Below are 25,746 nucleotides of genomic sequence, written 5' to 3' on the forward strand. Positions count from 1 at the left end.
CCATGCGAGAAGACGTCCCCGACCGTAAAATCCTGTCAGCAGTTGTGAGTCGCCTCGATCTGGTGATCCTGATGCGCCCTTCTGCCGAAGCCGACTTCCGGCCGGCCGGCCCGGTCCCGAAGTGGTTTGAGGACGTTTTCGGGTCCGGGGCGCTTTTGGCCGAGCGGTCGCCCTTTCTCTGCGATTTCCTCGCCGGGGCTGCTCGCGATTGCTGGCAGGGGGGGCAGGAAGAAGTGGAGTCCGGCATTTGGGAGGAATCCGGGGTGGAGGGAGAATACCGGTTCTTTGAAGCCCGGGCGCTGAAAGAAGAAGGGCAGGAAGTGCTCGTCCTCTCCCTGGCGAACCAGAAGCATCGCAGCGAGCAACGCTATCTCCAGTATGCTCACGAGGTCTCTCTCCACCAGCGTCGCTTGGCCAAGGAACGGGAGCGGAAGGATATTTTGCTCGATTGCATTGTGCACGATTTGAGCAATCCGCTGTCGATCATCCTCATGAACCTTCAGTTCGTGGAGGGGCAACTGGATCGGGAGGATCTGCGCCAGGCCCTGGCCCGGGCGGGGGTGCAGGCCGAGAGGCAACGCGAGTTGATTCACTTCGTGGCGGAGGCTTTTCACTCCGAATTGACGCAATTTGAGCCTGCCTTGCTGGCCAAGGAGCAGGGAGTGGACTGGTGGGAGGTGGCGGTGGAGAGTCGGGAAAGCCATCGTCTCCTGGCCGAAAAGCAAGGGGTCTCGGTCCGGCTGGAAGCGGTGCCGGGAGGAACGGTGCCGACGGTTCTTGCGGAGCGGACCCATCTGGCCCGGGTGACTCAGAACGTGCTGGAGCGAGCCCTTCGCCGGAGCTCCCGGGGGGACGAAGTGGTGCTCTCGTTGGCTCCCAGCCAGGGAGGAGTGCGCCTGACGGTTCGCGAGGAAACTCCTTTGACGGCAGAGGAAGCGGCCTTTTTCGCGGCGTCTTCTGCTTCCGCATTTGCGGCTACGCCAGCCTCCCCGCAAGGCTTGGGTTTGTATTTTTGTAAAATGGCTGTGGAACTCTGGGGCGGCAAAATCGGCCCCGAAGCTCCCGGTGAAGAGGGGCACCATGGCTTGTGGCTGGAGTTGAAAGAGCAGCCCACCCAGTCTCTCGCTCGCAGAACCTTCGCCAGTTGATGAAAGGACCTTCGTCATCACCTTCTCCCAGCCGCATTCTCCTCGTGGAGTCTGATTCCTCTGTGGCTGAATCCATTGAGATGATTTTGGGCAAGGGCGGAGAGGGGCACGAGGTGGTCATCTGTGCCGATGGGGCTCTCGCCCTGGAGCTGGCGACCCAGAACGGGGCAGGGGCGGAAGGTCGGGATTTCGACCTCGTCCTCACCGCCTTTCGCTTGCCGGGGATGGGGGGGATGGAGCTGCTGCAGAAATTGCGCGCGGAGGCTCCCCATCGACCGGTGATCCTGATGAGCGCCAATGCCAACACCGAATTGGCGATCGAGGCCACCAAGCAGGGAGCCTATGATTACCTCGTGCGCCCCTTCGATGCCAAAGAGCTGGTGGAAGTGGTCAGCCAAGGGCTGCGCGCCAGCCGCACGATGGGCAAACGCATCGAGATGGGTTCGGCGGGAACGGCCTCTGGCCGCGTGGTGATGCTGGGCCGCTGTGCCGCGATGCGGAAAGTTTACAAGGAGATCGGACGCTTTGCTCCCACGACGGCCACCGTGCTGATTCAAGGTGAGACTGGCACTGGCAAGGAGCTGGTGGCGCGGGCCCTCTTTCAGCACAGCGAGCGGGCGGACCGGCCTTTCGTGGCCGTCAACTGTGGCGCCATTCCCGATAATTTGCTGGAAAGCGAACTCTTTGGGCATGTGCGGGGGGCTTTCACAGGGGCCGTGGCCAATCGCGTGGGCCGTTTTCAGCAAGCCGACGGGGGCACTTTGTTTCTGGACGAAATTGGTGACTTGCCCATGCCGGTGCAGGTCAAGCTCTTGCGTGTGCTGCAAGAGGGAGTGTTTCAGCAACTCGGGAGCACGACTGATATTCGGGTCGATGTCAGGGTGCTGGCGGCCACCCACCAGTCGCTCACCCGCCTGATTGGGGAAGGGCAGTTCCGCGAGGACCTCTATTACCGAATCAACACCGCTACCATCCTGTTGCCTCCTTTGCGCGAGCGTGGTGACGATGTCGCCGAGCTGCTGGAGGAGTTTGCCGATGTGGCGGCACGCAAGTATCAGCTGCCGAGGCCCGACTTCTCGCCAGCTGCTTTGGAGAAGTTGCTGGCTCATTCGTGGCCCGGCAATGCCAGGGAGTTGAACAATGTTGTTTCCCAGCTCGTGGTGCGTAGCCGGGGATTTTCGGTCTCCCCGGAGCAAGTGGCCTTCGCTCTGGCCGGGTTGCCCGAAGAGCCTGAAAAGAGCGGGGAGGACTTCGCCCTCGCCATTCTCGCACCCGTCCGCCTCCTCCTGGAAGAAGCCAGGGACGCTGGTGCCGGAAAGGTCCACGAGCAATTGGTCAGTGAGCTGGAAAAACAGCTCATCACGACCGCGCTCGAGCTTTCCGGAGGCCATTTGGGCAAGGTGAGTGCTTGGTTGGGAATCTCTCGTGTGACTTTACGCAAGAAGATCGGCCTCTATGAGATCGAAGCCTGAGCCTGGCTCTCTTGCCAGCAAACCAAGAGCTCGTTCCTTATTGAAACTTTCTTTCCATCGGGGGGAAAGAATCTTTGCAAAAAGGGGTGGTTTGGTCCGGGTGGTTAAAAACTGACAATCCTCATATATCTCTGAATATAATTCGATTGGGTGAGTTTTTGAGGAGTTGGCACGCTGCGAGCGCTAGGGTCTGGTGCCATGTTAAGCCTCAATCATGAATACAACGCAGCCACTCGCTCCGAAACGCGAGTTGCCAAGAGCCATGCTCGCACCGGGGCCGATAATATCATCTCTCTTTCCGGGGCTGAAGCCCGAGCCTCCCGCGACCTGCGCCAATTGTCCGACGAGGAATTGGTCGCCCGTTGCAAAAGCGAGCTGCCCGCTGAACTCGGAAGCTACGAAGAATTGATTCGCCGGCATGAAGGACTCGTCTTCAATTACTGTGTGAAGCTCATCGGAAACCGCTACGACGCCGAAGAAGTTTGCCAAGATGCTTTTCTGCGAGTTTTTCAGAAAATTCACCAGTTCGAGGGTCGCTCTTCTTTCAAGACCTGGCTCTTTCGCATCGTCTCCAACATGGGCTTGAATCGTCGAGGGTCAATGGCTCGCCGACGGGATAAGGAGAGCGAGTTCATGGACGAAGCGGTCACTTTGGAGAAAGCTGACATTTCGGACGTGGGCACTGAGGATTTGGCGGAAGACTTCCGTCAGGCCATGGCCCGGCTCGATGATGACAAGCAACGGATCCTGATGCTGAAGTTCGTCTCCGGATATAGCCTCGAAGAGATTTCCGAGCGGATGAACCTCAAACTGAGCGCCACCAAAATGCGTCTCTACCGGGCGCGTGACGAGTTGAGAGAGGCTTATCTGGCGGTCTCACGCCGCGAGCTCGCCGCCTAACGATTTTCCCCACCGGACTCCCTCCCCGGAACTCCCCCGGGCGTCTTCCTTCCCCTCTGCCAAAGATTCCCCGAAGCGCGCCCGTCCTTCCCCCAAGTGTCCCCACCGCCCCCTGGCCCTTCCACCATCCCTTTCCCCCCGTGGTGCCCCCGAAGGGCCTTCACTTCCCAGCCCCCCAAAAAATACCCCAGTGCTCTTCTTTGCTCCCCCCAGGGCAAATCTCCCCCCAGGGCACTCTCCCTAAATCGGCAAGCCCCCCTTGCCGCCAGCGCTCCCCGGTCCGTGCCCCCACACGGCCCCCCGGGGGAGCGTTTTTTTCTTTTGGCGTCTCCCCAGCAGGGAGACAAAATCTGCAACCGCCTGTTGACAGTCCGTCCCTTCTTCCTATCTTCCGCCGCTTTCTAGCAATCACCCATCTATGAGCGACGTTCAAAAACACGAGTTTCAGGCCGAAGTGCGGCAGCTACTGGATATTGTTATCCATTCACTCTACACCGACCGCGAGATTTTTGTCCGCGAACTCATCTCCAATGCCTCCGATGCTTTGGAGAAGATGCGCCTGCAACAACTCAAGGGCGAGGGAGTCTTCGAGAGTGACAAGGCTCTCGAAATCAATCTCACCACCGACGAGGAGGCCAAAACCCTCACCATCGCCGATTCCGGCATCGGGATGACCCGGGAGGAACTGGTGGCCAATATCGGCACCATCGCCAGATCCGGCACCAAGAAATTCCTCGAAGCCCTCAAGGAAAATGGCAACAGTGCCGACGTCATCGGTCAGTTCGGGGTCGGCTTTTACAGCGCCTTCATGGTGGCTGACAAGGTCGAGGTCTTTTCCCGCTCCTGGCAGGAAAATGGCGAAGACCTCCGCTGGGAGAGCGACGGGGCCACCGGCTATTCCATTGAGGAAAGCGCCGACCTGAGCCGTGGGGTTAAGGTCGTGGTCCACCTCAAGGACGAGTTCGAGGAGTTCGCCAAGCCCGACACCATCAAGGCCATTATCGAACGCTATTCCAACTTTGTGGGCTTCCCGGTGAAGCTCAATGGCGAGGTGGTCAATACCGTGGAGGCCATCTGGCTGAAGCCCAAGAGCGAAGTCAGCGAAGAGCAATACAAGGAGTTCTACAAGTTCGTCGGCAAAGACTTCCAGGACCCCCGCTACACCTTTCACTTCAGCGCCGATGCGCCGCTGATGATTAATTCCATCCTTTTCGTCCCCGACGACAATATGGAGCGCATGGGCATGGGGCAGACCCCTCCCGGCGTGAGCCTCTACTGCAAAAAGGTCCTCATCGATGCTGCTCCGGAGAATCTTCTTCCCGAGTGGTTGCGCTTCCTCAAAGGAGTCATCGACTCCGAAGACCTTCCTCTGAATATCTCCCGCGAGTCCATGCAGGACAGCGCCCTCGTGCGCAAGCTCGGGGACGTGATGACCAAGCGCTTCCTCAAATTCCTTGAAAAAGAGGCCAAGAGCGACCCCGAGAAGTATCAGGAGTTCTACGTGCGCTTCGGCCGCTTCCTCAAGGAGGGCGTGGTGCAGAGCTACGAGCACCAGGAAGCCCTCGCCGGTCTGCTTCGCTTCGAAAGCTCCATGACCGAGCCCGGCAAGAGCACTTCCCTGCAGGAATACATCGATCGCATGAAGGACGGGCAGGAGGAAATCTACTTCCTCGTCGGCCCCAATCGCGAAGGCATCGAAACCGGTCCTTACCTCGAAGCCTTCAAGAAGCGCGGCCTCGAAGTCGCCTTCTTCACCGAGTCCGTCGACGACTATGTGCTCGAGACTCTCGGCACCTATAAAGAGAAGAAGATCGTCTCCGCCAATCGCAGTGATATCGAGCTTGATGACGTGGCCGACGAAGAAGGGGAGGCTCTCGATGAGGAGAGCACCAAGGGTCTCGTTGCCTGGATGGGCGGCGCTTTGGGTGACAAAGTGGCCAAAGTGGAGGCCGGCAAACGCCTCGTCAGCCACGCTGTGGTGGCGATGACGCCCAAGGATGCTCCCAATGCTCACATGCGCGCCATGATGAAGGCCATGGGCACCGATGCTCCTGCCCTGAAGGCCAATCTGGAGGTCAACCCCCGCCACAGCCTCATCAAAAAGCTGGCCACCTTCCGCGAGAGCAAACCCGAGCTGGCGGAAAAAGTCGCCAAGCAGCTCGCTGATAACGCTCTTCTTGCCGCCGGCCTTGTCGAGAACCCCAATCAGGTCGTGGCCGGGATGGGGGATGTGCTCGAAGAGCTCATGAACTAGGCCGTCTACAGGCAAACTTTATCTGAACGCCGTCCCGGGAAACTGGGGCGGCGTTTTTTTTCGGAAGTCGAGCCTAAGGTGTTTTGTTATCAGTTTGGGTCAAAAACAATAGTTGTTTCGATGGTTCTTTTTTAGGGAGTTAGTAGGGAATGGGGGAGGAAAGGAGACGATGGGATTGCGCTTTGCATGATTCCGGGGAAAATCCTGTTTTTTTCGGGGCACTTTGCATTTCATGACTAGCCAAAGTCCATGAGGAGCGTTATCGCTCGCGTGTGAAGATTGGTATCCTCTCCAGAAATTCGAAGCTTTATTCCACCCGCCGTCTCGTCGAAGCGGCCACCGAACGCGGTCACGAGGTGCAGGTCATTGATTACGCCCGCACCCACATGAACATCGCCGCCCACAACCCCAAAATCTTCATTGGAGACAAGGACTTGTCTGGATTCGATGCCGTTATTCCCCGCATTGGAGCGAGCTACACCTTTTTCGGCACCGCCGTGGTGCGCCAATTCGAGATGATGGGCGTGTATTCGGTCAACGAGTCGGTGGCTATTTCCCGCTCGCGGGACAAATTGCGCAGTTTGCAGCTCCTTGCCCGTCGCGGGGTGGGTCTGCCGGTCACTGGCTTTGCGCGCGACCCGAAGGCGACCAAGGATTTGATCAAAGTGGCTGGCGGTGCTCCTCTGGTGGTGAAACTGCTGGAAGGCACCCAAGGTGTCGGCGTGGTCTTGGCGGAAACCGATAAAGCGGCGGAATCCGTGATCGAGGCTTTCCGGGGGGTGAATGTGAACATTCTGGTGCAGGAGTTCATCAAGGAAGCGGGTGGAGCTGATATTCGTTGTTTTGTCATTGGCGACAAGGTGGTGGCTTCCATGAAGCGACAGGGGAAGGAGGGCGAATTCCGCTCCAATTTGCACCGGGGCGGCAATGCCACCTTGGTCAAGATCACTCCCGAGGAGCGCGCGACCGCCGTCCGGGCCGCCAAGGTCATGGGGTTGGGAGTGGCCGGGGTAGACTTGCTGCGAAGCAATCACGGCCCCGTCATTATGGAGGTGAATTCCTCGCCTGGCTTGGAAGGTATTGAGGTGGCGACCAAGAAGAACATCGCCAATTCCATCATCTTGCACATCGAAAAGAACGCGCGGGAAGGCAAGACCAAGACCCGCGGAAAAGGTTAACTCGCCATGGCAAAGAAGCTACCCTCCTATGAGTTCCAGGGAGTCACGGTCAAAGGCGGCCAGCGCGAGATGGTGACTCTGCCCATCGGGCGCTACCTCACCGGGCAAAATCTTGCGCTCCCCGTGCATGTGGTGCAGGGGAAGAAGGAAGGCCCGGTCCTGCTGGTCACTGCCGCCGTCCATGGTGATGAACTCAATGGGGTGGAGATCATTCGGCGGCTTTTGTCCTCGAACTATCTCCGTTCGCTTCGGGGCACCCTGCTCGCGATTCCAGTGGTGAGCGGTCCTGCCTTTGCCGCCCGTTCCCGCTATTTGCCCGATCGGCGGGACCTGAACCGTCTTTTTCCCGGTGGGGAAACGGGTTCGGTGGGGGGGCGCATTGCCCGCGCCTTGACCGAGTGCGTGATTCCCTGTGCGGACTGCGTCATCGACCTCCATACCGGGGCGGTCAATCGGCCGAATTTGCCCCAATTGCGGGTGACGAAAGGGGACAAGCGTTCCCGGGAATTGGCTGAAGTCTTCGCCGCCCCCGCGACTCTGCTGGCGGGTGAGCGAGAGGGCTCATTCCGCACCGAGTGTCGCAAGGCAGGCAAACCTTGTCTGCTTTTCGAAGGAGGGGAAGCCCTGCGCCTTGATGCGGGCTCCATCAAATACGGTCTCCGCGGAGTTATCCGGGTGATGCGCGAGTTGAAGATGCTGCCCAAGACGCGGGGGCTGACGACCCCCGTGGAGACGGTGTTTTGCCGCCGCAGCTGGTGGGAGCGGGCCCCTTCCGGCGGCCTCTTCACTCCCCTGATGGCCTTGGGCCGTGGTGTGCATGAGGGCGATACCCTGGGCTTCGTGGCCGACATCATGGGCCAAGAGGAACAACCGGTGCTGGCAACCCGCAACGGGATTCTCATTGGCCGGACTAATGAGGGCGTGGCCGATGAGGGAGATGCCCTCTTCCACATCGCCGAGGCCGGTGATCCGCACGAGGCCCAAGGGCAAATAGCGGAGGGCAGCGAGATTCTGCCCGAGACCTGGCGGGAGGTGGAAGACGTCCCCGTGCCTTACGATCCGGTTTCCGACACAGTTGTGGGGAGTTGAGAAATCCAATCTTGCGAAAGGAAACGAGCTGTCCAGAGTGCCCCTATGGACGCTCTGCACCTTGCTCGTGAGCTCGAAGCTCTGGCCCAATCAGGCCTTCATTATGGAAAAGATCCTTATGACCGGGAGCGCTATGAGCGTTTGCTGGAGTTGTCTGGCGAACTGATGACGGGGCTAGGGACTCTCACTCGTGAGCAGTTGCATCATTGGCGGGCGGAGGATTTTGGCTATGCCACCCCCAAAATTGATGTGCGGGCCTTTTGCTTGCGTGATGGAAAGGTCATGTTGGTCAGCGAAAAGGCCGACGGCGGCCGTTGGGCTCTCCCGGGAGGCTGGGCCGACGTTAATCAATCCGCCGCCGAATCCGTCGCGCGCGAAGTTCACGAAGAGTCAGGATTTGAGGTCGAGGTTCGTCAGCTTCTCGCCGTCTGGGACCGTGAGAAACAGGGGAATCCGCCTCCCTACCCCTACAGCATTTATAAGATGTTTTTCCTCTGCGAGATCATCGGTGGGGAGGCCCGGGAGACCATGGAGACCGCGGGAGTGGAGTTCTTTGCGCGCGAGGAGCTGCCGGTGCTGTCGGAAGCCCGGGTGATGGCGAGCCAGATCGAACGCTGTTTCGCCAAGGTTGCCCAAGAGGACTTGACGACAGATTTTGACTGAAGAAAAACGACTGCTCTCCCTCTGGCCGGGAAGCAGTCGCCGTGAAAACCCGAAGGTAGGAAGGGGTGTTACTTCAGCAGAGCTCTCACCTCTTCTTGAGAAGCGGCCGAAAGTTTGGCGATGGGGTAGCCCACTGATTTCCCGTTGGGCAAAAGAAAGGTCACCGTTTTTTCGTCCGCCATCAGGACTGCTGCCGTGATGGTGTTGCCCTCGGCATTGGTCCAGCTCTGTTCCTCCGCCAATAGGGTGGAGGAGGTTTTTGCCGAGCCCGAGGGTTCGTCATTGGGTTGAGGACCAGGAGGCGGGCTTGCCCCGGTGACATCACGTCCCTCGATGGTTTTCTTCAGGTCCCGCACCGCACCCCGACAATCGGAGAGATCACTGTAGCTAAAACCCTGCAGGCCTACTTCGGTGTCTGCAGTGGTGACCATGACTACGGGGATAGTATTACCCATGTGGGGCTCGGAGGACAAAGTGCGTACTGCGGGAGGGGCCTGTCCCATCTGGCCCTTCTCCGAGTCGACATAAACCACGGGACCCACTCGGCGGAACGTCTTGAAAGCTTCCGAACTGGAAGCCAAGCAAGGGCCTCACGTCGTGCCTAAATCCGTATAAACAAAAATCAGCGGTTGCTTGTTTTCAGAAGCTTCGGCCTTGGCTTCAGCGAGTTTGTCTAAAGTGAAGACATGACGCGGAAGATCCATTCCGAAGAGGGAGGTGACACTGAAAGCGAGCAAGTAAAATATTTTCATGAACTTGATCTGATAATTTTTTTGGAAAAAAGAAAGCGAAAAAGTCATTTTTGCCTAGGATGGGGCTCTAACTATCGTTCTACCAACTTTTCCGCTCTGCAAGGGCGGTGTCCGCTGGTCGTCTGCCACGGTAGAAAGCATCGCCAAATCATTCCTTCGTCCCACTCACTGGTCGCGATAAATTTTTGGAGTGATGCCGACCGCGCGCTTGAACTGTCGGGTGAGGGCGCTTTGATCGCTGAAGCCGCACTGTAGGGCGATTTCGCTCAGCGGAAGAGAGGTGCTTTTGAGTAGATGGCGGGCGGCCTCGATGCGTGCTCGGGTGATGTATTGCCGGGTGGTCAGCCCGAAGATTCGTTTGATGCGTTGCCCGATTTGAAAGGGCGAAAGCCCGCTGGCAAGAGAGAGCTCCTCCAGCGTGAGGGGCTCCTCGAGGTGGTCTCGAATATGGCGCAAGACTTGAGCCAGTTCGCCCAGTTCCTCTGCCTCGTCGGACGTGCTGGTCAAGTCGCGCGAAATACCGGTCAACCCCACGATTTCCCCTCCTTTGCCAAAAAGGGCTCGCTTCCAAGTGAGGCACCAGCCGCTCTCTCCCCCGGGGTAGAGGTGAAGCTCCAGCTGACTGCGGATTGTCGGGCCTCCGGCCAGTAATTCGAGATCCTGCCGGGTGAAATCCTCTCCCAGGGGTGAGGGGAAAACCTCTTGGGCAGTTTTGCCGATGAGGTCCGCCTTGCCGCGTGCACCACAGCGGCGCACTAGCGTTTCGTTTACCGCCAGGTAGCGTCCGGCTGCATCTTTCACGAAGGCCACGGTATCGCTGACCTCGTCAAAAATTTCGCTTCCCCACAGAGGTTGCGCAAGGTTGGCGAGGAATTCGCCCTGGATATCATCTGGATGCACCACCGCTTGATTCTGTCTCTTGGCAGAAAATGGAAAAGAAGAGATTTGTAGGGAGTTCCCGGTGAGAACGTGATGAATCTCATCAAATCCACTCTGCCTGTGATTTCTCACCACCCGCTTGCGGCGAGCCAAGGGCGTTTGAGGAGGCTGAGGCCGTGGGGAAAAGTTCTGCCAAGGTCAATTTTCCCAAAGGGGTGAAGAGTTTACTTGTTGGTCAGGGTGTCTTCTGCGAGGACGCTCCATTCCCCGTCGATGAGGCCGGAGAGGGTCAAGGTGAGGTCTGTCGTCAAGCCGGCTTGGGGGTAAACTTGCAAGCGGATGGCTCCTAGCCCGTTTCGCAATCGGGTGTCGACCAGGCCATCCTGATTTTGGTCGGAAAAGAGGCCGTCTCCGGCTCCGATCAGATTGCCGTCCCCATTGTTGTCGACGAGGAGGGGTTTGTCTTCCAGGTCGTAAACTTCGATGCGGGCAGGCGCGGAGGACTGGACGCGGAAGGTCATGTCTTCCTCGTCGGTGGCAGCTTGCTTGATCAAGTGGTGATAAACCGGGACTCCGTAGAACTCATTGAGGTGATAGTGACCGGCATCAATAACAGCTTTGTTAAAGCCCTCCTCCGCTGTGCTGAAGGTCCAGGCCGAGCGTTGTGAGCTTTCGCCCTCGGGTTGCCATTCGACAAGAAGTTCGCCTTCCTGATAGGGATTTTCATTATTGAGGGAGAGGAGCAAAAAGGTGCCGGGAGCGAGGGTGAGGGGGCGGTGGGCGCGGGCTTCGCCAGCGCCGATGCTGATGGTGACTTCGCTTTCCAGCGCATTTTCCTGCCAAGAGGAGGGCAAGCCGGAGAGCTCCAGTTGACCGGTGACCGCTTGGTCGGAAAGGTTGGCGAGGGTGAGCTTGCCATAGCCGCCGCTCGCGGCAAGGGGCACCACCACGGCGGCATTCGGTTGCAGATGGGTGCTGGCCTTTGCGTTTTCGTCTCGCGAGGCGAGGCTGATGGGTGGCAATTCTTTCCTGAGGATGCCTTCGATGACTTTTCGGTTGAATGGGGGAATGAGGGTTTTGTTCCGTGCGACTTCACGAGTTGCCCGGGCGAGCTCTTCTGCTTCCGACTCTTGCCCGAAAGCCTGTAAAAGCTGGGAAAGTCGGGCGGCCTGGTGAGCCTCATGCACGGTGAGACCGAATGCTCGGGTCAATCGCAGCGCTTCCCGACGCATTTGGAGTGCTTCCTCCCAGCGTTCTTCCAGGATGAGGAGATCGGCGTAAGCCGCATAGAGTCGCCACTCTTTGATTTTTAGTCCTTGTTCGCGGTAAAGCTTGAGGAGCGCGAGGAGCTTTTTTTCCATGCCTGCGGTGGTGCCTGATTGGATGTGATAGATGACTTGTTGCACCTTGGCGGGGATGTAGCCTTCTTCGTCAGCCAACCGATCAATAATAGCCATGCCGTTTTCTCTTTCTCCGCGGATGAGGTAATGCTTCGCTTCCACCAACTCGGCGTTTTGAAAAGACGCTTTGTTAAGGAAAGGGTTTTTCCGGATTTTCTCTTTAACGTTAGCGATGCGTTCCATTTCACCATCCTCTGCATAGCTAATGGCGGAGCGACAATTGGCCATCCCGATTTTTGCTGATTGATGAGAGCGATATCCGTAGGCGCCTGCTTTTAAACCGTTGCTGTGGATCGTCTTTTGATAGCGATAATAAGAGGCAGCATAGTATCCGAGTTCGTAGAGTTGGGAGGCAATCGAGTTGTTGATTTCCAACCAACGTTCATCGACTTCGTAATCTTCTTTGAAACCTTTCATCCGCTCGAGCAAATTGAGAAGAGAGAGTCGCCATTCCATAGCTGCTTCTTGCTCGCCGGAGAGGTAGAGGTAGTGGGCGTGGTCCTCCAGCGCCGAGACGTGTGTTCTGTCCAGTTGCAGGTCATCCATGATGTAGGGGAAGCCATACTGCCAGACAATAGAAATCGGCGTTGGAGGGTCGAGGGGAATCTCGCGGGTGCGTGTGTTGGGTAGAATTGGAATGCCGGGTCCAGTTTCTGGATAATCCTGGATTTGAAAGCTGTAGCCCATGCGATGCATCTGAAAGTAGAACATGTCCATGTGCTTTCGCCCTTCGGCATGGCGATAGAGGGTGTTATAAGAAGTTGCTAAATTGGAAGCGATGGTCCGTCCCCGCTCATAGGCGTCCCACTTCTTCGCTTGTTTGTAAATATATCCGTAGGCAACGATGCTCCAGTTCTTGTCGTTCTTATGTCGGTATTGGGCTGAATGCCACAAAGCCGAGTGCCAATCCTGATACTTACCACCGCGTTGCTGAAAATGGAGGAAGATTTCATCTAGGAATCGATTGGCTTCTTCTTCTCCCTCTGCGATAAAAATTTGATATGCTTTCTCGACGTGCTCGCTGGCCTTGCCAGGGTCCTCCCCTTCAATGGTGATGAAGTTTGCCCCTGGACCGTAATCGGAGAGGGCGGTGGGAAGTTGTCCCCATTCCCGCAAGCCGCGTTCAGACTCGATGGTGAAGGCAACTTCAGTCTTAGGCAGCTTTTTGCTTTCGTCGTCAAGGATTAAGACGAGAAGAGTGTCCCCGGGGAGGGTTCCCGACCGCTCGTCTTGCCGAAAAATTGTTTGGGCTACAAACTGCTCACGGTCGGGATAAAAAGATTGGAAGACCTTATATCTCTTCGCTGTAGGGTTGCTGAAGAACTTTCTCTTGAAGTAAAAAGTTCTTTTGGAATCCTCTAAAAGGACGACCCTAAAGTGAAAGGAGTCGGTTTTAAAGAAGACTCCGGATTCGGCAATGGGCGGAGCGGTCAACATCAATGCGAGGTTCTCATCGGTCCAATCGGGCAGAGTGATACGAAGGCCGGAAATGGCTTTTCCCTGATGGTTGAGGTCGAGCTCAGGAAAAGTAGTGAGGGGGGCGAAAGGGCTTCCGTTCTTTCGTCCGGTCTCTGCGAAAGGAAATTTTTCCTGATTCTCCAAGGCCCACTTTTTCAGTTCGGGAAAGGAGAACTCGTCCTCAGCTTGAATAGAAAGGGGGAAAATGAAGGCTAACAAGAGAAGGAGCCCCAAGGGAAATTTCATAAGATAGCATCTACCATGTGCGTGGGACCCTCTGGAAGCTAAAAGGTCATCTTAGATGATAAGTGCGCCGCCTTTTCTTTTTTCGCGGTGAAATCGTGCATTTTGCCTGAACTGAGTGGCTCTTTTCGCACGGAATGAGAGGGAGCGTTTTCCGGATCGCGATGATCTTCTGCATTCGGATGCCTGATTTTCTGAGCTTTATTGAGAGGGAGGCTCGGTTGGCTTGGAGGATGCGATAGGAGATTTATGGAAACACAAGTCACCACTCGCCGTCCGGAAACCTTTAGTATTGCGTCCATCGTAGCCGTCATTTCGGCGATATTGAGTTTCGCCACCGGAGCCGTTCTCGGCTTTGTCTTTGCCGGTCTAGCTATCGTGGCGGGACTTTTTGGTGTGGTTGTCGCCCTTTCGCCTGCGAAGCGCGGAGGCTTTGCCAGTGTCCTCGCCATCCTGGGTGGCCTCGTCGGTATCGTGGCTGCGGTGGTGAAGCTTCTCATGTGGATCTTCTAACCTTTCCCCACGGGTCCCCCTGAAATCCCCGGCTCCGCTTCCCTCTTGAACAAAAAGCCAACATTCGTTGCCTTTTCCATCAAGACGGGGGGCGGGGTCTTTCGTTATCTTGGGTGGCGAGATGACGAACGCTCCGATTTTTCAAGGATGTATTCCGGCCCTGATGACGCCCTGCAATGAGGCGGGGGAAGTAAATTATGAGGCTCTGGTCGCGACTGCCAGGGACCTGATCGCCCAAGGTATGCGGGCAGTGGTCTACTGTGGTTCGATGGGAGACTGGCCGCTTTTGACCGATGAGCAACGGCAGGAAGGAGTGCGGCGTCTCGTCGAGGCCGGAGTGCCCGTGGTGGTGGGCACCGGGGCGCAAAATACGCGACTGGCGGCCGAACATGCCGCCCATGCTCGCGAAGTGGGAGCCCAGGGACTGATGGTGATCCCGCGTGTGCTCTCGCGGGGGGCTTCTCCGGCGGCGCAGAAGGAACACTTTCGCGCGATTCTTCAGGCCGGCGGTGAGCTGCCAGCAGTGATCTATAACAGTCCTTACTATGGCTTCGAGACCAAAGCGGATCTTTTCTTCGCCTTGCGCGCGGAGTTTCCGAGTTTGGTGGGCTTCAAGGAGTTCGGAGGCGCCAAGTCTCTCAGTTATGCGGCGGAATTCATCACGAGCGGGGACCCGGAACTCACTCTAATGGCAGGGGTCGATACGCAGGTTTACCATGGTTTTGTGAACTGTGGGGCCAAGGGAGCGATTACCGGAGTGGGCAATGCTTTGCCCAAGGAGATTCTGCGTTTTGTGGAGTTATGCGAAGCCGCGGCTGCCGGGGATGGTCAGGCTCGCAAATGGGCGCAGGAGCTTTCCGAAGCTCTCACCGTTTTGTCGACTTTCGATGAGCAGCCGGACCTGGTTTTGCATTACAAGGAGTTAATGGTGCTGGAAGGGCACGAGGAGTATCGTCATCAGCTCTATGCCAGCGATTCCCTGAGTGACAGTCAGCGGCAGTTCTTGCACACCCAGTGGAAGCTCTTTCGCGATTGGTGGAGCGCTTGGGAGGGGAAAGGGCACTGAAAACGACCGTGAGCCAGGGAACGAAAGAGGAGGCGAGCGGTCTACGCTTGCAGGTGGTGGACTCGCATACGGCGGGGGAACCTACGAGGGTGGTCGTAGCGGGAGGGCCGGAGGCTCCTGTTGCGGGGGCGGCGGCGGCCCGCGATTATCTGCGTCAAGAGGCGGACTGGATGCGCTGTGCTCTGATTCACGAGCCCCGCGGTTTCGAGGCCGTGGTGGGCGCTTATCTTTGCGAACCGACCGACGAGAGCTGTGTGTCGGGCGTGGTTTTTTTCAACAATACTGGCTATCTCAATGGCTGTCTGCATGGCACCATCGGGGTGATGGAGACTTTGAGGCACCTGGGGCGGATCGAGGCGGGAGTTCATCGCTTGGAAACGCCCATCGGGGTAGTCACTGCCGAGATCGCGGCGGATGGCCGAGTCACGGTGAGCAATGTTCCCAGCTATCGTTACTTGGAAAATGTGGCCGTGATGGTGCCGGAGTATGGCGAGGTGGTGGGAGATGTCGCCTGGGGGGGGAACTGGTTTTTTCTCATTGAGGGACAGGGACCGCCCGTTCGCCAGAGTGCCATTGAGGAGTTGACTCGCTTCACCTGGGCGGTGCGGCAGGCGCTCGATGCTTCGGCGCTGCGGGGTGAAGATGGCGGGTTGATCGATCACGTGGAACTGTTTGCGACCCCTGCTCCGGGAGTGGCGGCGGATAGTCAGAATTTTGTCCTTTGTCCGGGGAAAGCCTATGATCGATCGCCTTGTGGCACGGGCACCAGTGCCAAGCTGGCTTGTCTGGCGGCGTCCGGAAAGTTGGCGGAGGGAGAGGTCTTTCGCCAAGCGGGGATATTGGGCACCTGCTTCGAGGGGCGCTACCAGCGTCTTGACGCCCGCACTATCACCCCCATTGTCACCGGGCAGGCCTTTGTGACGGCCGAGACGAACTTCATTATGCGGACCGACGATCCTTATCGTTTCGGGGTAGAATTTCCGCAGGGACTCGATACAAAAAGATAACTTTATGAAATTAGAAGGATATTCTCTCATTGGTCAGCAGCAGGGTGCGGGCAAAGGTGGCAGTTGGCAGGCGAAGAACCCGGCCACAGGTGAGGACTTGGAAACTGTTTTTCATGCCGAGGACCTGGCAGGAGTGGAGCAAGCGGTTGCTTTGGCCGTAGAGGCCTTTGCGAGCTACGGAGAGATTGGGGGAAAAGAGCGCGCGACTTTCTTGCGGGCTATTGCGGAAGAGATTGACGCTCTGGAAGAGGAAATCGTGCCTCGGATGATGGCGGAGAGCGCTTTGCCCGAGCCCCGTTGTCGCGGGGAGAAAGGGCGCACTGTGGGTCAGCTTCGTCTTTTCGCCGATTTGGTGGAAGAGGGCTCTTGGGTGGATGCGCGTATCGACTTGGCGCAACCGGAGCGAGCGCCCGTGCCCAAGCCCGACCTTCGTTCCATGCAGCGGCCGCGGGGCCCGGTAGCGGTATTTTGCGCGAGTAATTTCCCGTTGGCTTTCTCGGTGGCCGGTGGTGATACCGCTTCGGCTCTTGCGGCGGGTTGTCCGGTGGTGGTGCGGGCTCATGCCGCTCATCCTGGGGTGGCCGAGATGGTGGGTCGGGCCGTGCAAGCGGCGGTGGCCAAGTGCGGATTGCCCGAGGGGGTCTTTTCTCTGATTTTCGATGATGGCATTGAGCTTGGCTCGGCCTTGGCCCGGCATCCGGGGATTCAGGCCATTGGCTTCACGGGGTCGCGGACGGGGGGGCGCGCTCTGATGGATCTGGCCGCTGCCCGCAAGGAGCCGATTCCGGTCTTCGCGGAGATGAGTTCGGTGAACCCGGTTTTCATCCTGCCAGGAGCCTTGGCCGAGCGGGGCCAAGCCATTGCGGAAGGTTTGGTGGGGTCGGTGACCTTGGGGGTGGGGCAATTTTGCACCAGTCCGGGGCTCGTCTTTACGGCGGGCACGGGGCAGGAGGATTTTGCCAAAACGGTCAGTGCGGGGATGGCGGGTGCAGCGGCCGCGACCATGCTGCATGAGGGTATTGCCAAAAATTACGAGCGTGCGGCGGGTGAGCTGGGCGCTCAGCCCGGGGTGACCCAGACGGCCGCGGTGGAGGCCTCCGGCTGTCAAGCGGGACCGGCGGTGTTCCAGACCGGGGTTGCCGATTTTTTACAAAACGAGAAACTCAGCGCAGAGGTCTTCGGTCCGGCGACCTTGCTCATCGACTGTGAATCGACAGACGATTTTCTGTCGGCGGCGGCGGCCCTGGAGGGGCAGCTGACGGCGAGCGTGCATGGCACGGAGGAGGACCTAGCTGAGGCCGGTCCGTTGCTGTCTTTGCTCTCGCGCCGGGCAGGGAGGTTGATTGTGAACGGGTTTCCCACGGGGGTGGATGTTTGTCCTTCCATGGTGCATGGCGGCCCTTATCCCGCCACCTCCGATGGGGGGAGTAGCTCGGTGGGCACCCGGGCCATTGGGCGCTTCACTCGTTCAGTGGCGTGGCAGGCCGTGCCCGAAAGCCTGCTGCCACCGGAGTTGCAATCGGCCAATCCACTGGGGATCTGGCGCTTGGTTGATGGTTCATTGAGCCGGGAAGCCGTCTAATTGCTCGAAGAAAAGTAGGATGCAAAAAGAGGGAAAATCGGTGGTTGTGATCGGGGGCGGAGTGGTCGGCCTGGCCAGTGCCTATTATCTGACGAAGGCAGGCCGACGGGTGACCGTGGTGGAGCGCGATGCTTCCTTAGCCTCGGGGTGCTCGGAGGGCAATGCGGGCATGATCGTGCCCAGTCACTTCATTCCCCTCGCCGCTCCCGGAGTGATTGGCCAGGGCTTGAAGTGGATGCTGAATCCGAAGAGCCCGTTTTTTTTGCGTCCGCGTCTCGACCCCGCGCTGGCTCGCTGGCTGTGGCTTTTTGCCCGTCATGCCAACGCGGGCCACGTCAAGCGGAGCGAGGAACTCTTGCGCGATTTGGGCTTGGAGAGCCGCCGCTTGCACGTTGAGTTGGCTCGGGCGAGTGGTTTCTCTCTTCAGGAGCGCGGCTTGCTCATGCTTTGTCAGAGCGAGGCCGGTTTGGCGGAAGAAGCTGAGGTCGCGGAGGAGGCCAAGCGACTGGGTTTGCAGGTGGAGGTTTTTGGAAAAGAGCGTCTGCGAGATTTTGAGCCGGATGCGCGGGTGGAGGCTCTCGGCGGGGTTTGGTTCGAGCAAGATTGCCATCTCCGTCCCCTTGATTTTGTGGAGGCTCTGCGGCAGGAGATCGCAGCGGCAGGGGGAGTCTTTCTCGCGGAAGAGGGGACGGATTTTGTGGAGAAAAACGGACGCGTGGTTGCTTTGCGCACGACCAAGGGGAGTGAGGTTGCGGGCGATCAGTTTGTGCTGGCGGGCGGGATTGCGTCGCTTTCGCTGGCCAAGCGTTTGGGGCTCAAGTTGCCCATGCAAGGGGGAAAGGGCTACAGTCTGACTCTCAAGAAGCCGCGCAAAGCGGTGCAGATTTGCAGCCTCCTGAAAGAAGGTCGGGTGGCGGTGACGCCGATGGGAGATTCTCTGCGAGTGGCGGGCACGATGGAGATTTGTGGTTCCGACACTTCGTTGAACCGGACTCGCTTGCAAGGGGTGATTGAATCCTTCTGTCGCTTTTACCCCGACTTTTCACCGGAGGATTTTGTCGGTATTGAGCCCTGGGTGGGGTTGCGGCCTTGCTCCCCGGATGGCTTGCCCTATCTCGGGCGCGTTCCGGGACGGGAGAATGTCATCATCGCCACCGGGCACGCCATGATGGGGCTGAGTTTGGCCCCGGTGACGGGAAGTCTGGTGGAAAAAATCGTGGCCGGAGATGCGCCGGGAATCGAGATTGCGGGTCTGAACCCCACGCGCTTCGGCTAGCCGAGGTTGAGAGCTCCGCCTTGGCTCAGTTGGGCGTCGCCGAAGGTCTCGAGTTGATGGCCGAAGGACTGGGCCAAGCTGAGGTGGAGTCGGTTAAGGGGCTGGCGCTCGGGGAGGGTGATCAAGCGATTGCGCTGGAAACCCGCTCCGCCACCGATGAGGACGATGGGGATATCGTCGAGGGTGTGGTTGTTGCCTTTGCCCAGCTCGTTGACCCAAACGATGGTGGTGTTGTCCAGCATGTTGCCCTCGCCATGGGTCTCCGGGGTATCGCGGAGTTTTTGAGCGAGATAGGCCACTTGTTCGGCGAACCAGGTGTTGATTTTGACCAGCTTTTCGCGCGCTTGCTCGTTGCCATCGGGTTCGTGGGAAAGGGAGTGGTGGCCGTCCTCGATGCCGAGCCAGTTCATGCGGGCTTGGCCGACTGAGCGCATGAATTGTAAGGAACCGATGCGGGCCATGTCATTGGCGAGAGCGTTGACGAGGAGGTCCATTTGCATGCGGGCAATCTCGGGCGTGTTGTCATTGACCAGCTCGATATTGGGGTCGATTTCGGGCTCGGGGTGGACCAGCTCGCCACTGGCAGCAGCGGCTTTCATTTCCTCCTCCATCTGGCGCACTAGGGTGAGGTGTTGATCGAGGAGGGCACGGTCTTCGGGAGGGAGCCCTTTGGCCACTTTCTTGAAGTCGGCCCCCAATTCGTCGAGCAAAGAGGCGTAGGTGGCGCTGTCCTGGGAGTGACCGTAGAGCTTGGCCAGCATTTCCTCCGGATCATTGAGCGGGGCCATGGGGCGGTTGGCGCCGGCGTAGGACATGCGCGTCCAGGGATCGGCGCGATTGGGGACCGCGACGCCGACTTCCAGGGAGCCGAAGCGGGTGCGGGTGTTGTCCCGGGATTGCAGGAAATTGCGGATTTCCTGGTCGATGGAGAGAGAGGAAGCCCAGCCTGCGGGATTGCCTCCGCCCCCGCGAATGTTCCCTTTCAGCAAGGGTGCCCCCGTCAACAGGCAGGACATCCCGCGCATGTGGCTGTCGCCATCACCGCGCACTTTGTTGGCGAGTCCTTTGATGACGAGGGTGTCTTTTTTGAAGGGTTCCAGCGGCTTGAGAATGGGGGAGAGCTGCAGTTGACCGCCCTCATCGTTGCTGGGCCAGAAGAGATCGGGAATGGTCCCGTTGGGGGAAAAGACGATGAGCAGGCGCTGCTTGCGTTGGCCGACCGTAGCTGTCTCGGCAAAGCTGGGCAAACTGCTGAGAAAGGGCAGAGCGGCAGAGGAAATGCCCAAATCGCGCAAGAAATGTCGGCGGTTCATAGTGCTCTTTTACGAAAGAGGCCTTTTCGCTTTTTCATCGAGATGGAAAAGCTATTTTCGGCCCAGTGATGAAGTCCGAACCGAAACTTCTCGGCAAATCCGAGAACGCGCTCCCTACCAGTCCTTCCCGTGAAATCCTCGACCGTTTCGAAAATTGCCGCCCCGGGCGCAATTATTGGATCCACCTCGATGCCCCGGAGTTTTCCTCTCTTTGTCCGGTGACGGGCCAGCCTGATTCGGCTCATGTCGTGATTCGCTATCGGCCGGGCAAGTGGTGCGTAGAGACCAAGTCGCTTAAATTCTACCTCGCCAGTTGGCGCAACACGGCCTCGTTTAATGAGGAAGTGATCAATACCATTCTGGATGATCTGGTCGCCGTTTGCGAGCCGGCCGAGATGGAAATCAAGGGAGCCTTCGGCGCGCGCGGAGGAATTTCCCTCACCGTGGAGGTGCGTCACGAAGGAGAGACCGCGTGAAGAGGGATGAACCCGGAAATTTCCCTGCATGTTTGGCGGGGAAGTTGCGTAGAGATTTCAAGATGATGAAAAATGCAATAATGGGGGCGCTTGCGCTCTGTGGCACGATGGTAGCCGGGGCGGAGGAAGCTTCTGGAGAGTGGAAAAGCCTGTTCAATGGCAAGGACCTCACTGGCTGGACGCCCAAGTTCAAGGGCTACGAGTTGGGGGAAAATGCTAAGGACACCTTTCGCGTGGAGGATGGTTTGCTCAAGGTGTGCTATGACAACTACGAGAAATGGGGCTCACTTTTCGGTCACCTTTTTTACGAAAAGGAGCTCTCTCACTACAAGCTACGGGTGGAATATCGCTTTGTGGGTGAGCAGGTGGCAGAGGGGCCGGGCTGGGCTTGGCGAAACAATGGAGTGATGATTCATGGTCAATCCGCCGAGAGCATGGGGAAGGATCAGGATTTTCCCAACAGCATTGAAGTGCAGCTGCTTGGTGGCCGCGAAAACGGGGAGCGCCCCACGGCCAATGTGTGTTCGCCGGGCACGCAGATTTTCTACGAAGGCAAGGTGGACAAGCGCCATTGCATCAATTCTCAATCCAAGACCTTCCCCGGTGATCAGTGGGTGACCTTGGAAATCGAGGCTCATGGCAGTGAGAAGATCATCCATCGCGTCAACGGCGAGGTGGTCTTTGAGTATGAGCACCCTCAGCTCGATGATGGCACTTTGCTGGAAGGGGGCACCATTTCCCTTCAAGCGGAGAGCGCGCCTATCGAATTCCGCAAGATCGAGCTGCTTGAACTCCCGGTTCCGGAGTAAGTTGGCTTGCGATCAATTTTCCCGTCAGGTCGCTTTGTGATCTCCCGTAGAGTGGGGGATGATGAAGCGACTTTTTACGGTGGGGGCGGCTCTTTTTCTTTCCGGGCCGATTTTTGGCAAGAATGAGAAAATCATTACCGCCATGGAAGAGCAGATGGCGGCGGGAGAAATGGCCGGGGTGGTGACTCTGGTGGGGGGTCGTGAGGGCACCCGGCATCTGGCGGCGCAAGGCTGGGCGAATCGCGAAGAGCAGCGCGAGATGAAGCCCGATGACTTGTTCTGGATCGCCTCTATGACCAAGCCCGTCACGGGAGTGGCGGTGATGATGTTGGTGGAAGACGGTCAGGTCAGTCTCGACGATCCCATCAGCAAGTATTGCCCCGAGTTTGCGGAGCTGAAGAATGCGGAAGGGGAAAAACGGGAGGTGACCCTGCGGCAATGTCTCAATCACACCGCCGGACTCTCGGAGCTGAACGGTCAGGAGCAAGGGCGCATCAGCAAGCTTCATGAATTGACCGCGCTGGTGGCGCAGAAGCCCCTGCAATTCGAGCCCGGCTCGCGCTGGCAGTATTCCCAAACGGGTATCAATACCGCCGGCCGGGTGGTGGAGGTCGTCAGTGGGGTGGAGCTGCCGGAGTTTTTTGAAAAACGAATTTTCGCGCCGCTGGGTATGGGGGACACCACGTTTTACCCCAGCCAGGAGCAGCAGAAGCGTCTCGCCACCAGTTACCGCAAAGAGGGTGAGGAGTTGCTTGCAAGTGAGATTCATTTTCTGCGCGGCAAGCCCTTGGAGGACGAGTCCCGGCTACCTCTCGCCAATGGCGGGCTCTTTTCCACGGCGGAGGATTACGGTCAGTTCGCGCGCTGTCTCTTGCGTGGCGGCGAGCTGGATGGCGAGCGTTTGTTGAAGGAGGAGTCCGTCGAGACCTTGCGCACGGTCAATACCGGTGATTTGGCGGTGGGATTCACTCCCGGCAATGGCTGGGCCGTGGGCTGCTGTGTCATTCGCGAGCCCCAAGGGGTATCGGAGTCGCTTTCGCCGGGCACCTATGGTCACGGCGGGGCCTATGGCACGCAGGCGTGGTTCGATCCTGTTGCGGGGAATTACCAGTTGCTCTTCGTGCAGCGGGCGAACTTCCCGAATTCGGACGACTCTCCCGTGCGCAAGGCGCTTCATGCCGCTGCCGCGCAGTAAGGGGTTTTTCTACCCAATCCGGCTTTGCTGTGGTTGATTGGCCGCGATGGAGCCGGGCAAAGAATTGGATGAGCTGTTGGCGCGCGGGTTGCGCCAATTCGTGGTGTGTGGCGGGGCGCGCAATGCCCCGTTGCTGGAGTGGATTGCTCGCATTGAAGGAGCCGAGGTTTACTCTCATTTTGAAGAGCGCGGGGCGGGGTTCTTCGCTCTAGGGCGGACCATGGTCACGGACGAACCTTGTGCGGTGGTGGTGACCAGTGGCACCGCGGTGGCCGAGCTGCTGCCCGCAGTGGTGGAGGCTTATTATCAACAGCGCCCGCTGGTAGTCATTTCGGCGGATCGACCGGAGAGTTTTCGAGGCACGGGGGCTCCCCAGGCAATTGAGCAAGAAGGTATCTTCGGGCTTTATGCGGCGGATCGAGTGACCTTTTGGGAGGGCCGTGGGCCGCTTCATCTCAATATCCCTTTGGAAGAAGAGGACGACTTGGGGCAGCCGGGCCCGGTAGAGGAAGGCGTGCGGGAGCGCACCTCCTTCAATGTCGCGCCGCTGGCCCAGTGGTTGCGGAAAGGAATTTTCAAAGGGCTGGTTGTCCTAGTGGGCGGGCTGGATGAGCAGGACCGGGAAGAGGTGTTCTACTTTTGCCAGAATCTGGGAGCGCCCGTGCTGGCCGATGCCACCAGTGGCTTGCGCGAGGCCTTGGGCGAGCAACAACTGGTCGATGGCGATCGGCTGCTGCGGGACAATCCCCCCGGCAAGGTTTTGCGCATTGGGGAAGTGCCGGTGGGGCGTTTTTGGCGGGATTTGGAAAAAAGACCGGAAATCGAGGTCTACTCCATCACGCGCTCGGGATTTCCGGGTTTGGCGCGGGCCAGCGAGGTGATTCAAGGCGAGCCGGCCCGGGTGGTGAAGGGCCTGGGTGAAGTGGACGAGGTTGGAGATGTCCTCGAGCACCTGTCCGCCAGCCGGGGGCGGGCCAATTCGAGTGACGAATTGCTGGAGGCCCATCCGGATTCCGAGCCTGCCCTCCTGCGCGAGCTGTCGCTCTACGCCACCCGCGCCGATTCCCTTTTCCTGGGCAATAGCCTGCCCATTCGCGAGTGGAACGATTTCGCGCAGCGGGACTTCCCCCTCACCTTGGTGCGGGCTTGTCGCGGGGCCAATGGCATTGACGGCCAGCTCTCCGCGTGGCTGGGGACCTCGGTGGAAGAAGGGGCCGCGTGGGCGATTTTCGGTGATTTGACAGTGCTCTATGACTTGGCCGCGCCGCATCTTTTGGCCGGGGTGGCGCAGGAAGAGCGCGTGCTCGTCGTCTTGAACAATGACGGGGGGCGAATCTTCGATCGCTTGCCCCGCTTGCAAGGGATGGACCCCCGGGCCCGCGAATGGTTGACCGCTTCCCATGGGCGGAATTTGCAGGAATGGGCCGCGATGTGGGGGCTAGCTTACCGGCGGGTGACCTCGCGCGAGGAGATGGAATGCCTGGAGGAGCTGCCCCCGGGGACGACTGTGGTCGAGGTCATCCCTTCTGCTGAGCAAACGGAGGAGTTCTGGCAAGCCTGGCAGCGGTGACGAAATTTTTTTCGGCGAGCCGTGAATACCTCGTCCCCGGGCCCCGTTGAAGAGGGTATGCAAGCAAAAGTCCTCAAATCGACCGCGCTGGCCAGCATCGCCCTCCTTTTCGCCTCCTGTGCTAGCGATCCCTATTATGCAAACAGCGGCTATGGCGGCAGTTACGGAGGTCAGGCTGGCGGCATTGATGTTCCCAAGACCGCGGCTCTCGTGGCTGCAGGCGTTGCAGGCCTTTCTCTTTACCACTACGGCAAGGAGAAGGACAAACGCAAGGAAGCCGAGCGCAAACTCGACCGTCACAACCGCTATCACCACGACTATCGCCGGGGCTACGACCGTTACAACCGCTATGATCGCTACGATCGCGGTCGCCGCTGGTAAGTGAAAATCTGAAATTTTGCCAAAATGCCGTCGGGGTCTTTCCTCGGCGGCTTTTTTCGTTAGGGTGTCGGCAATGATGAAAGCTGTCGCCTACCAGAATCCCGGACCGATTGACCGCGAGGACGCCCTTCAGGATGTCACTTTGGAGAAGCCCGTGGTTACGGGGCGGGATCTGCTGGTGGAAGTGCGGGCGGTCTCGGTCAATCCCGTCGATGCCAAGGTGCGCCAACGCCTGGGCGCGGAGGATGGCGGTTGGAAGGTGCTGGGCTACGATGCCGCGGGTGTGGTCAGTGCGGTGGGGCCGCAGGTGGAGGGCTTCCAAGTGGGCGACGAGGTTTACTATGCCGGCAGCATTGCTCGCCCGGGCACCAATGCCGAGTTCCATCTCGTCGATGAGCGCATCGTGGGTCGCAAGCCCGCCAACCTGAGTTTTGCGGAAGCCGCTGCTCTGCCTCTCACTGCCATCACCGCTTGGGAAATGCTCTTTGACCGGCTGGATGTCCGGCGTCCCACGCCCGAGGGAGGGGACCTCATTCTCGTCATTGGTGGGGCGGGGGGAGTGGGCTCCATCACTTTGCAGCTCCTGGCCGCGCTCACCGACCTCACCATTGTGGCCACCGCCTCGCGACCCGAGACCAAGGCCTGGGTGCAGGAATGCGGGGCCCATCACGTTCTCGATCATCGCGAGCCCCTCGCGGCCCAGTTCGCGGCGCTTTCGCCCTTGGGGCAGCCCGGTTTTGTCTTTGCCACCACGCAGACGGATCGGCACTGGGAGGCTATCGCAGAGCTGATTGCACCCCAGGGGCGCGTCGGGCTCATCGATGATCCGGCGGAGATCGATTTGAAAGTGATGAAGCGCAAGGCCCTCTCCATCCACTGGGAATTCATGTTCGCGCGCCCGGTTTTTGCCACTGCCGACCAGGCCAGGCAGGGGCAGTTGCTCAACGAACTCGCCACCCTGGTGGATGCGGGTAAGGTTCGGAGCACGCTCACCGAGGTCGCCGGGCCCATCACCGCCGCCAATCTGCGCGCGCAGCATGCCCGTATCGAGAGCGGCACCGCTCGGGGCAAGATCGTCCTCGAGGGCTTCGGGGGCTGAATCCACCGTAGCAAGGTCTGCGA

At 58.7% G+C, this 25,746-nt stretch carries 23 protein-coding genes; 18 read left to right on the forward strand and 5 right to left on the reverse strand.

The genetic code is table 11. The features are described 5' to 3' along the window. The first annotated feature begins 2 nt into the window (after positions 1–2). The 7 genes from JIN78_RS03535 (at position 3) to JIN78_RS03565 (ending at position 8,704) form a co-directional block, all read left to right on the forward strand. On the forward strand, positions 3–1,148 hold the full coding sequence (locus JIN78_RS03535; protein ID WP_200390554.1) for a sensor histidine kinase: 1,146 nt from the start codon (positions 3–5) through the stop codon (positions 1,146–1,148). Beyond that, a complete protein-coding gene (locus tag JIN78_RS03540) occupies positions 1,148–2,620 on the forward strand; it encodes a sigma-54-dependent transcriptional regulator (RefSeq protein WP_200390555.1) in 1,473 nt (490 codons plus the stop codon). The genes JIN78_RS03535 and JIN78_RS03540 overlap by 1 nt, the downstream gene beginning before the upstream one ends. Before the next feature lie 198 nt (positions 2,621–2,818). After that, positions 2,819–3,520, forward strand: a complete 702-nt coding sequence (locus tag JIN78_RS03545; protein ID WP_200390556.1) for an RNA polymerase sigma factor — start codon at positions 2,819–2,821, stop codon at positions 3,518–3,520. A gap of 418 nt (positions 3,521–3,938) precedes the next feature. Then, positions 3,939–5,774 (forward strand): molecular chaperone HtpG, encoded by a 1,836-nt coding sequence (htpG, locus tag JIN78_RS03550; protein WP_200390557.1) that lies wholly within the window; start codon positions 3,939–3,941, stop codon positions 5,772–5,774. 272 nt (positions 5,775–6,046) lie between these two features. Beyond that, positions 6,047–6,952 (forward strand): 30S ribosomal protein S6--L-glutamate ligase, encoded by a 906-nt coding sequence (gene rimK, locus JIN78_RS03555; RefSeq protein WP_200390558.1) that lies wholly within the window; start codon positions 6,047–6,049, stop codon positions 6,950–6,952. A 6-nt stretch (positions 6,953–6,958) separates the two neighbouring features. Beyond that, positions 6,959–8,041 carry a succinylglutamate desuccinylase/aspartoacylase family protein gene (locus tag JIN78_RS03560; protein WP_200390559.1) on the forward strand — a complete coding sequence of 361 codons (1,083 nt, stop codon included), beginning with the start codon at positions 6,959–6,961 and terminating at the stop codon, positions 8,039–8,041. A gap of 45 nt (positions 8,042–8,086) precedes the next feature. Continuing rightward, positions 8,087–8,704 carry an NUDIX hydrolase gene (locus JIN78_RS03565; protein WP_200390560.1) on the forward strand — a complete coding sequence of 206 codons (618 nt, stop codon included), beginning with the start codon at positions 8,087–8,089 and terminating at the stop codon, positions 8,702–8,704. A gap of 68 nt (positions 8,705–8,772) precedes the next feature. Here JIN78_RS03565 and JIN78_RS03570 read toward each other — a convergent pair whose 3' ends face one another. The 4 genes from JIN78_RS03570 to JIN78_RS03585 all read right to left on the reverse strand — a co-directional run bounded on the left by JIN78_RS03570 (position 8,773) and on the right by JIN78_RS03585 (position 13,439). Continuing rightward, positions 8,773–9,135: a hypothetical protein gene (locus JIN78_RS03570; protein WP_200390561.1), complete on the reverse strand. Its 363-nt coding sequence runs from the start codon at positions 9,133–9,135 to the stop codon at positions 8,773–8,775. Between the two features lie 159 nt (positions 9,136–9,294). Next, positions 9,295–9,456, reverse strand: coding sequence for a hypothetical protein (locus JIN78_RS03575; RefSeq protein ID WP_200390562.1), 162 nt, complete (start codon positions 9,454–9,456; stop codon positions 9,295–9,297). 165 nt (positions 9,457–9,621) lie between these two features. Then, entirely contained in the window at positions 9,622–10,488 is an 867-nt protein-coding gene (locus tag JIN78_RS03580; RefSeq protein WP_200390563.1) for an AraC family transcriptional regulator, read from the reverse strand. Positions 10,489–10,559: 71 nt separating this feature from the next. Beyond that, positions 10,560–13,439 (reverse strand): tetratricopeptide repeat protein, encoded by a 2,880-nt coding sequence (locus JIN78_RS03585; RefSeq protein ID WP_200390564.1) that lies wholly within the window; start codon positions 13,437–13,439, stop codon positions 10,560–10,562. A gap of 246 nt (positions 13,440–13,685) precedes the next feature. Between JIN78_RS03585 and JIN78_RS03590 the strand changes: the two genes are divergently transcribed. The 5 genes from JIN78_RS03590 (at position 13,686) to JIN78_RS03610 (ending at position 18,880) form a co-directional block, all read left to right on the forward strand. Then, positions 13,686–13,949, forward strand: a complete 264-nt coding sequence (locus JIN78_RS03590) for a hypothetical protein (protein ID WP_200390565.1) — start codon at positions 13,686–13,688, stop codon at positions 13,947–13,949. 121 nt (positions 13,950–14,070) lie between these two features. Beyond that, positions 14,071–15,015 carry a dihydrodipicolinate synthase family protein gene (locus JIN78_RS03595; RefSeq protein WP_200390566.1) on the forward strand — a complete coding sequence of 315 codons (945 nt, stop codon included), beginning with the start codon at positions 14,071–14,073 and terminating at the stop codon, positions 15,013–15,015. Positions 15,016–15,023: 8 nt separating this feature from the next. Beyond that, a complete protein-coding gene (locus JIN78_RS03600; RefSeq protein ID WP_200390567.1) occupies positions 15,024–16,022 on the forward strand; it encodes a proline racemase family protein in 999 nt (332 codons plus the stop codon). 4 nt (positions 16,023–16,026) lie between these two features. Then, positions 16,027–17,604 (forward strand): aldehyde dehydrogenase (NADP(+)), encoded by a 1,578-nt coding sequence (locus tag JIN78_RS03605; RefSeq protein WP_200390568.1) that lies wholly within the window; start codon positions 16,027–16,029, stop codon positions 17,602–17,604. Positions 17,605–17,623: 19 nt separating this feature from the next. Next, complete coding sequence (locus tag JIN78_RS03610; RefSeq protein ID WP_200390569.1) at positions 17,624–18,880, forward strand: NAD(P)/FAD-dependent oxidoreductase; 1,257 nt, start codon at positions 17,624–17,626, stop codon at positions 18,878–18,880. Here the strand turns inward: JIN78_RS03610 and JIN78_RS03615 are convergent. After that, positions 18,877–20,193 (reverse strand): DUF1552 domain-containing protein, encoded by a 1,317-nt coding sequence (locus tag JIN78_RS03615; protein WP_200390570.1) that lies wholly within the window; start codon positions 20,191–20,193, stop codon positions 18,877–18,879. The genes JIN78_RS03610 and JIN78_RS03615 overlap by 4 nt on opposite strands. Before the next feature lie 68 nt (positions 20,194–20,261). On the opposite strand from JIN78_RS03615, the gene queF reads away from it, so the two are divergent. The 6 genes from queF (at position 20,262) to JIN78_RS03645 (ending at position 25,723) form a co-directional block, all read left to right on the forward strand. Continuing rightward, on the forward strand, positions 20,262–20,669 hold the full coding sequence (gene queF / locus JIN78_RS03620; RefSeq protein WP_200390571.1) for a preQ(1) synthase: 408 nt from the start codon (positions 20,262–20,264) through the stop codon (positions 20,667–20,669). A gap of 65 nt (positions 20,670–20,734) precedes the next feature. Next, entirely contained in the window at positions 20,735–21,478 is a 744-nt protein-coding gene (locus tag JIN78_RS03625) for a 3-keto-disaccharide hydrolase (protein WP_200390572.1), read from the forward strand. 58 nt (positions 21,479–21,536) lie between these two features. Continuing rightward, the gene (locus JIN78_RS03630; protein WP_200390573.1) at positions 21,537–22,673 is read left to right on the forward strand and encodes a serine hydrolase domain-containing protein; all 1,137 of its coding nucleotides are present in this window, start codon (positions 21,537–21,539) and stop codon (positions 22,671–22,673) included. Between the two features lie 46 nt (positions 22,674–22,719). Next, complete coding sequence (locus tag JIN78_RS03635) at positions 22,720–24,243, forward strand: thiamine pyrophosphate-binding protein (RefSeq protein ID WP_200390574.1); 1,524 nt, start codon at positions 22,720–22,722, stop codon at positions 24,241–24,243. A 57-nt stretch (positions 24,244–24,300) separates the two neighbouring features. Further along, complete coding sequence (locus JIN78_RS03640; protein ID WP_200390575.1) at positions 24,301–24,624, forward strand: hypothetical protein; 324 nt, start codon at positions 24,301–24,303, stop codon at positions 24,622–24,624. A 76-nt stretch (positions 24,625–24,700) separates the two neighbouring features. Further along, positions 24,701–25,723 carry a zinc-binding alcohol dehydrogenase family protein gene (locus JIN78_RS03645; protein ID WP_200390585.1) on the forward strand — a complete coding sequence of 341 codons (1,023 nt, stop codon included), beginning with the start codon at positions 24,701–24,703 and terminating at the stop codon, positions 25,721–25,723. Positions 25,724–25,746 lie beyond the last annotated feature (23 nt).

This window comes from Roseibacillus ishigakijimensis (assembly GCF_016595415.1).
GTDB lineage: Bacteria > Verrucomicrobiota > Verrucomicrobiia > Verrucomicrobiales > Akkermansiaceae > Roseibacillus > Roseibacillus ishigakijimensis.